General features: G+C 68.7%; 7 protein-coding genes and 2 pseudogenes. 4 read left to right on the forward strand and 5 right to left on the reverse strand.

What is annotated here, in order from left to right; translation table 11 throughout:
- Together VM95_RS44960 and VM95_RS43000 are read left to right on the forward strand one after the other, a co-directional pair.
- Positions 1-97, forward strand: a pseudogene (locus tag VM95_RS44960) (peptidase); the annotation flags it as partial.
- A 652-nt stretch (positions 98-749) separates the two neighbouring features.
- Entirely contained in the window at positions 750-905 is a 156-nt protein-coding gene (locus VM95_RS43000; RefSeq protein ID WP_157882295.1) for a hypothetical protein, read from the forward strand.
- Between the two features lie 300 nt (positions 906-1,205).
- On the opposite strand, the gene VM95_RS36530 is transcribed toward VM95_RS43000, so the two are convergent.
- The 5 genes and pseudogenes from VM95_RS36530 to VM95_RS45760 all read right to left on the reverse strand — a co-directional run.
- Positions 1,206-1,904 (reverse strand): hypothetical protein, encoded by a 699-nt coding sequence (locus VM95_RS36530; RefSeq protein ID WP_045705401.1) that lies wholly within the window; start codon positions 1,902-1,904, stop codon positions 1,206-1,208.
- Positions 1,905-2,121: 217 nt separating this feature from the next.
- Complete coding sequence (locus tag VM95_RS36535; protein ID WP_045705404.1) at positions 2,122-2,364, reverse strand: hypothetical protein; 243 nt, start codon at positions 2,362-2,364, stop codon at positions 2,122-2,124.
- Positions 2,365-2,472: 108 nt separating this feature from the next.
- Positions 2,473-3,048 carry an HD domain-containing protein gene (locus VM95_RS36540; protein ID WP_045705407.1) on the reverse strand — a complete coding sequence of 192 codons (576 nt, stop codon included), beginning with the start codon at positions 3,046-3,048 and terminating at the stop codon, positions 2,473-2,475.
- Entirely contained in the window at positions 3,045-3,719 is a 675-nt protein-coding gene (locus VM95_RS44965; protein WP_052707800.1) for a hypothetical protein, read from the reverse strand. The genes VM95_RS36540 and VM95_RS44965 overlap by 4 nt, the downstream gene beginning before the upstream one ends.
- A gap of 311 nt (positions 3,720-4,030) precedes the next feature.
- Positions 4,031-4,234, reverse strand: a pseudogene (locus VM95_RS45760) (helix-turn-helix domain-containing protein); the annotation flags it as partial.
- 647 nt (positions 4,235-4,881) lie between these two features.
- Between VM95_RS45760 and VM95_RS44970 the strand changes: the two are divergent.
- Together VM95_RS44970 and VM95_RS36560 are read left to right on the forward strand one after the other, a co-directional pair.
- Positions 4,882-6,336, forward strand: a complete 1,455-nt coding sequence (locus VM95_RS44970) for an ASCH domain-containing protein (RefSeq protein WP_045705411.1) — start codon at positions 4,882-4,884, stop codon at positions 6,334-6,336.
- A complete protein-coding gene (locus VM95_RS36560) occupies positions 6,333-6,755 on the forward strand; it encodes an arsenate reductase/protein-tyrosine-phosphatase family protein (RefSeq protein WP_045705413.1) in 423 nt (140 codons plus the stop codon). Before VM95_RS44970 ends, VM95_RS36560 begins: the two co-directional genes overlap by 4 nt.
- The last annotated feature ends 212 nt before the right edge of the window (positions 6,756-6,967 follow it).

The raw sequence follows: 6,967 nt of genomic DNA on the forward strand, positions 1-6,967 counted from the left end.
CGACGGCCTGGTCGTCTCGGCCCGCGCCTGGCCCGACCACCCGGCCTGGCTGCGCGCCTTCCTCGACATCCTGCGCGACAAGGCCCCGCTGTCCTGACCCCCCCGGCGGGCCGTGCCCCGAGAGGCCCCGGGGTACGGCCCCGGACGCCGATCGGCCCGGACGCGATGGCGGTGACCAGCACCAGCACCAGCAGCGCCGACCAGGGTGGCGTCCCAGTGCGATCTGAGGAATGAAAACTCCATCACCGCACCGGAGTTGTCACCCTTGATCGAGCGCAGGGGGAAGCCCTCGGTCGACTGCCGGCCGCCCTTGGTGGACTCGGGCACGCTCGGCGTGCCGGAGACGAGCCGTACGGCGCTGTGGTGGAAGGCGTAGACGCCCAGCGGGTTGAGCGTGTCGCTGGTGGACTCCACGAGGTTGAAGCCGTGGATGCGGCCGAGGGTGCTCTCCTTCAGGGCCGCGCCGCCGTCCGCGTGCTCGTTGGCCTTGAGGATGTTCGGGGTCGTTGAGGAGGTAGACGCGGCCTCCGAGCCCAGGACGGCCGTGCGGCCTCGGTGGGGATGTTCTCCTTGGAACCCGCGCTGTTCCTCGGGAAGTTGGATGGCCGCCCTCGAACGAGGCGGCCTCAGGTTCGGGGTGGTTTCAAGCCGATCTTCCAGGGGCTCGGTGTTGTCTCCCCGGTGCAGCGGCCCCGGATGGGAACATGCCAGGAAGCGGATACGCCGGACACGGAGGAAGGAGACAGGACATGGCTGAGGGCCATCAGCGGCTGGAGGTCAAGCAGATCAGCGGGCAGGTGATCACGCACACCATCGTCAAGCCGATCCGCGGCGAGAGTGCGCCCCCGGAGAACGAAGCCGCGCTTGTCGAGGAGATGGACAAGGAGAACACCCCCTCGGAATGACGATGGCCGGGGCCTGACGCCGCGCGCCCGCCCGACTGATCGGTCAGAGGCCGACCTGCGGCGGCGCAGCTTCTCGGCCAGGTCCTTGTACGGGTCGGGCTCGGAATGCGGGCTCAGGCCCCCGGCACCCAGCAGGGGCTTCGGGGTGGCGACGGCGGCCAGCCGCTCGGCGTGCGCGCGCACGGCGGCCTCGTCGCCGCCCTGAACAAGGGCCGCGAGGACCGGCGGCAGGGCGTACCCAGGCCTGCTCGGCCAGCGCGATGCCCACCCGCAGCTGCGCCCGAAGCCGGTCCCGGCCGCTCAGTCCTCCGCCGCCACCACGGCCACGGCCGTCGCCAGGGCGGCGGCGATCAGCCAGGCCAGCATCGGCAGGCCCATGGTGAGGGCCAGTGGCCAGCGCCAGCTCAGCAGCCGCGCACCGACGTCCCAGGTGAGGAGGAACAGCGGGACCAGGATCACCGCCTGGATCCTCCACGCCGCCAGGAACGCCCCGGCCAGGCCGCCGGCCAGCAGCGCCGTGCCCGCCACGACCAGCAGCCCGATCGGGAACATCAGGGCCCACGGGGTGGTCTGCGGGTCGGTTCGGTGCCCCTGGTGAATGATCTCGGCCACCCGGCCCCGCCAGAAGCGCAGTTCCACGGTCGAGCCGACGTCCACCGCGTTGTAGAACGACTCGTCGACCGTGTAGGTGCGGCCCGGCGCGTTCTCCCGGAGAACCGCGAGGCGGTACGAGGTCGAGTCACTGTCGGCGTCCACCCACTTCTTCGTCACCCGGCCGCTTTCGGGACGCAGGCAGTCCGCCTGTGCCACTCCGTCGGCCGTGGCACCGCAGACGGGTGCGTCGAGATAGGCCCTGCCATCGTCGTAGGCGTCGTGGTAGCGGACGAAGCTGAACACCACGATCGCCAGCCCCAGCGCGGCGATCAGGCCGCGCAGCACCTGACCCGCCGCCGGTCCGCGCCGCGGGCGCCGGTCCCGCGGGCCGTCCACCTTCCCCATGGGCCCCTCCTCCCCTGCCGGACCATGCCATTGTGCCTGCCGGCACGAGGCCGAGGCCGCCGTACGGCAGCTCCTCGCCGGTGGCGTCGAGATCGGCAAGCGGACACCAGAGCCCACCCCCGCCAACACCGTCCGGCCGTGTACTGGGGGCCACATGCACAGCACCCCCGTCTCCGTGGAGACGGGGGTGCCGCGGTAGCTGCCGGAGGGGAGGCGCTTACAGGCCGAGCCGCGTGCGGATGGCGTCCATCCCATCGGCCATGGCGACGAACTCCGCGATCGTGTAACGGACGCCAAGGATGTCGGGGTTCTGGCTCTCGCCCTGGTAGACCCCGATCAGCTGGCCGTTCGCGTCCTTGATCGGCGCGAACGTGGCGCAGGAGCCGTTCGTCTGGCTCAGGGGCGACTTGAAGCGCTCGTCGATTGAGGGGGTCACGTCGTACAGCTCTTGCTTTTCCATACTCACAGTTCCTTGATTGCAGCGCTGATCAGATCCACGGACGCAGCGGGGCTCAGCGCATTCTCCCCTCATGACGGATGAGGACACGCGCCAATGGCCGCAACAGGGTTACGGGAGATAGACCTTCTGCCACTCCAGAGAGGTCATCGAGAGCGCGGCTTCGGCAAGGACGCGCGCCGAGTCGGTCTTGAGGTTGCCGAGGCTGCTGTCGATCCACGGCTGGACGTTCTGGTAGCCCTGCTCGCGATACTCCACGGCCTGGATCAGGCACTCGAGCTTGTCCGCGTCGTGGGCAACGGTGACTTCCAGGCTTTCGGAGTTCTCGTACTCCTCGACGATGGCCTGCACCCCGGCGATGACAGCCGGGAGAGCGGCGCTGACCTGGTCGGCGGTCACGCGTTCGTTCGAGGCGGCGGTGAGGTAGCGCCGGCCGATGTGCGGGATGTCGCTTACCCGGGTCTCCTGGGTGTCGTGGAAGAGGCACAGCAGGGCGACTTTCGCCGGGTCAGCACCCTCCATCATGGCGAGCACCGCGCCGATGATGCCGGTCCGGAACGAGTGCTCGGCGATCGTCTCGGGGTCCTTGACTCCCACGATCCACCAGCCGGAGCGCTTCGCCCGCTTGAGCATGCCCGTCTCGAACAGGTAGCCGGCGGTACCCCTCGCCTGCGTGTCGTCCGTCATTGATGTCCTTCACTGTTGGATCGGCTGTTGCTGTAACCGCCTACCCGCAGACCGTAGTGCACAGACTCCAACTCGCGGCGAGACTGCGGTGAAAGGCCATCGCCATCGAGCAGGACACGCGCTTGTGCGGCCAGGCTGCGAGCCGTACGAGGGTCCGCGTCGGCCAGGCCGCGCCGGGAGAGCATGAGCGCCCAGATCGAGTGGACGTACAGGTCGGTGTACTCGCCCGCCCGGTCCAGCCTGGTGACGAACTGTCGCAGCAACGAGGACGCGTCCCATGCTTGGTGTTCTTGCTCGGCCATGAAGTCATCGCTGGTTTGCGGGCGTGAGTCGAGCCCGAGCCAATGGGCCCAGTAGTTCAGGTTCGCGGTTTCGAAGTCGTCGTTGTCGGTGATCGAGCGGGCGATGAAGTCCCTGAGCAGTTCAGGGTCGCCTTGTCTCGCCATGGCCGCTGCGACCGACCGTGCCTCGGCCCAGCGAGGCGACCACCCGGTTCCGGCTGAGGGAATCCGACCTCGGCGCTGCACCCCGCCGAACCACTCGACAACATCACGGGTCCGGTCGTAGGAGGACAGGTACCAAACCTGCCTCCGGAGCAGCGCAGTCCCGTTGTCGCCGGCCTCCACCAGGTCTGCGGCGTGCTGGAGGTTGTCGAAGAACCGCGAGCGCATGTCCTGCCCGAGGATGGGTGCGGTGGAGACCGGCCCACGTCGGGGGTTGGAATCCCCAACTCGGCTGCCACTGAACCGGGCAGAATCCCGCTGACGGCCCAGCCGATCATGTGCGTGGTGTCCCGGGTGAGCACCCACCCGGCCAATGGGTGCTCCAGGACCTCGGCCTTCGTGGGCCGGAACCGCAGTATCTCGCCGAGTATGAAGTCCGCATCCATTGCCAGGCTGATGAGGCTCACCAGTCCAGTCGGCGCGCCGAGCAGGATCAGCTTCCGGCGCAGCACCACCAGGTTCCCGGCCTTGGTGGAGGAGAGCGGCCGTCTACCGGACTCCCAGCCCTGAATGGTGCTCTTGTCGATACCGAGGTCGGCGGCCAGTTCTTCCTGGGTCCTCGGGATCTGCTCCCGGATCGCCTTGAACAGGAAGCCGGAGATCACCCCTTCTGGGCCTCGTAAAGACTCGGGCAGACTGCCAGTCAGTGCTTGGGCTCGCCTCGGTGGCGTTCGACCAGCCATTTCAGGCCCCCCTTGGCCTCAACGGTCTAGGCAACTCGTACTGGCAGTCCGTCGAGCCCTGAGTTCACTGGGCGTAACTTCATGGCTACGGCATCGCCGGGACCAGCGGAAGCCTAGTACTGAATCGGCCTACCGCGCACAAGGTGCTGCCTCTGTCGCAGAGCTTCTTCGCGGCAGCCTCAACCCAGCAGGAGGGCCAACATGTCCCCCAGCACCATGGATGACTGATGTCGAGACGCATCCCCTCCCGGGTCCACCACGAAGTCGTGACCGGCCCGACCAAGTTCGAGCAGGCCGAGCCTCCCGTGGGCTGGAAGCCCCTGGACGACTACAAGGCGGCGCGAGCTGTCGATCGAGGATCTTCCCCGACTGCTCTGCTTCAGGCATCGGCGATCAGGTCCACGTGCATCTGCGCTGCTTGCCGGCTCCCGGGCGAGGAGTACGCGGGGACGACCAGAACGAGTACCACGAGGCGGCCGAGCGTGCCGCTCGCGGACTCCCCACCCCCGCGTCGATCGCTGTCGCCTACACGGTCGCGCTCTTCGTACTGATGGCGACGGCCACGGTGCTGATCGCCTCCGGCCGCTGCTAGCCGACGACCGCTCACCCTCATCCGCCGCACCACCCCGACCCAAGGGAGGCGCACCATGACCACACCGACGTTGAGGTCCCCGAACACGGTGCTCGCCAACGCCGTCGAGGACGCCGTGGACGTCCTGCGGCCCAGCATCGTGGACTCCGGCATCGAGAGCATCGGATTCTCGGTCGGCACGCAGATCAACGGACACCCCCACCTCGGAACCCACCTCGTCCAGAGCCTCGCCTTCCTGCTGGCGGAGCGAGCCCGGGACGAGTTCGGCATCGAGACCACCGTCGACTTCTGCGCGCTCGACAACTCCCCGGCCGAGACCATCCGGGCCGATGGCCGGCGCTACCAGCGGGCCTACGTCCACAGCCTGAGCGCCGACGAGATCACGGCGCTCGTCTCCCAGCACTACCTGCCGCTGTTCGACGCCTGCCGAGCCCGGACGAACGTGCCGTACACGGTCAGCACCTACACCCAGCAGCAGGAAACCCCGGCGTTCCGAGCAGAGTTCCTGCGGACCCTGGAACTCCTGGACGAGATCGGCACCTGGTTGTCCCCGCACAGCGGCAGCGCGCACATCCGGCTGCCCTGCCCGGCGTGCGGCTGGGCCGAGAAGTACGCGGACCGGACACGGTTGCTGGAACTGGACGACGCCGGGGGCCTGTTCGAAGCGGTCTGCTTCGAGCACGGGCGCTACGAGGCCGACGTCACGCCGCTGGGCGGCGGGTACCTGGACCTCGCCACGCTCTACCGCAACGTCGTCAAGGAACGCTCGTTCCGCCCCGACGACCGGACGCTCCACGTCATGGTCAAGGGCGGGGACTGGGCGTTCGGGTGCCAGCTCGTGGACGGCGCGCACGCCGCCCTCGGAATGCCGGCCGGACCCCTGCCGACCCGGATCTTCACCCCCCAGATCCTCGGAAGCGACGGCGGCAAGCTCTCGAAGAGCCTGCTGCGCGAAGCCGCCGAAGCCGGACTCGTCGAGGCCGACGCCACCCCCGCGTGGCTGCTCGACCCCTCGTCCTGGCCCGGTACCCAAGAGGACTACATCGAAGCGCTGACGGGACTCGGCGAACTCGTGCTGAGCGACCCCAGGCACTTCTTCCGGTCCTACACCACAACCGCATTGGAAGCCCTGATGAGCACCCGCCGGCCTGCAACGCACAACTCCCAGGCGAAGCGCCCCCGCACCATGCCGATCTACCGGCAGTACTTCGACCTGATCGCCAGCGGCGAGAAGACGGTCGAAGTCCGCGTCGCCTACGAGTCGATGAAGCGGATCAAGGTCGGAGACCTGATCAACTTCACCTGCCGTGACCTCAGCTGCCTGACCCAGGTCAAGCGGGTGGGAAGGTACCGCACCTTCAAGGAGATGTTCGGCACCGAGCGCGTGGAAGCCGTCAACCCGAAGGCCACCGAGGACGAACAGCTCGAAGCCATCCACGCGATCTTCCCGCCGCACAAGGAGGCGCTGGGCGTGCTCACCTTCGAGATCGAGAGGGTGGACCCCTCGTGAGCCCGGCCCGCCGCAGGGTGCTGGTCATCTGCAAGGGCAACCACTGCCGGTCCCCGATCGCCGCACTGGTCATCGCCGAGCGCTCCGGCGGCACGCTCGACGTCCGCTCGGCCGGCACCCGGAACTGGCACGTCGGCAAGCCCGCGCACCCGCTCATGATCCAGGCCGCCGCCGGCTTCGGCTACGACCTCTCCAAGCACCGCGGAGTGCTCCTGGACAGGGAACTGCTGGACTGGGCCGACGACCTGCTCACGGTCGACGAAGAAACCGCCGAAGCCGTCCAGGCCCTCGTCGGCCCGGAGCACCCCGTGCGCCTTCTCGGCAGCGGCATCGCCGACCCGTGGGGCGGCGAGCTGGAGGACTTCTCCAGGGCCGTCCTGGAGATCCAGGACGCGACGAGGCTCTTCTACGCCACGTAGCGGTATGCCGCGAGCCCGCCCCAGACCCCGCCGCATTCCACCCCTGGCGGCGGGGAACTGCCCCCGCCCTGCGACTGCCCCCGCTGCCGCAGGGCGAGGGCCTGCGCAACGACCCGCACGTGCAGCGGATCGCCCAGCACTTCTTCGCCGCCGACAAGCCCGTCGCCCAGATCTGCCACGGCCCGCTGATCCCCGCCGCGGCCGGCCTGCTG

Origin of the sequence: Streptomyces rubellomurinus, assembly GCF_000961885.1 — a bacterium.
GTDB classification, from domain to species: domain Bacteria; phylum Actinomycetota; class Actinomycetes; order Streptomycetales; family Streptomycetaceae; genus Kitasatospora; species Kitasatospora rubellomurina.

Coding starts and splice junctions, on each gene's coding strand:
- VM95_RS43000 (WP_157882295.1), top strand. CDS start 750: ATGGCTGAGGGCCATCAGCGGCTGGAGGTCAAGCAGATCAGCGGGCAG.
- VM95_RS36530 (WP_045705401.1), bottom strand. CDS start 1,904: ATGGGGAAGGTGGACGGCCCGCGGGACCGGCGCCCGCGGCGCGGACCG.
- VM95_RS36535 (WP_045705404.1), bottom strand. CDS start 2,364: ATGGAAAAGCAAGAGCTGTACGACGTGACCCCCTCAATCGACGAGCGC.
- VM95_RS36540 (WP_045705407.1), bottom strand. CDS start 3,048: ATGACGGACGACACGCAGGCGAGGGGTACCGCCGGCTACCTGTTCGAG.
- VM95_RS44965 (WP_052707800.1), bottom strand. CDS start 3,719: ATGCGCTCGCGGTTCTTCGACAACCTCCAGCACGCCGCAGACCTGGTG.
- VM95_RS44970 (WP_045705411.1), top strand. CDS start 4,882: ATGACCACACCGACGTTGAGGTCCCCGAACACGGTGCTCGCCAACGCC.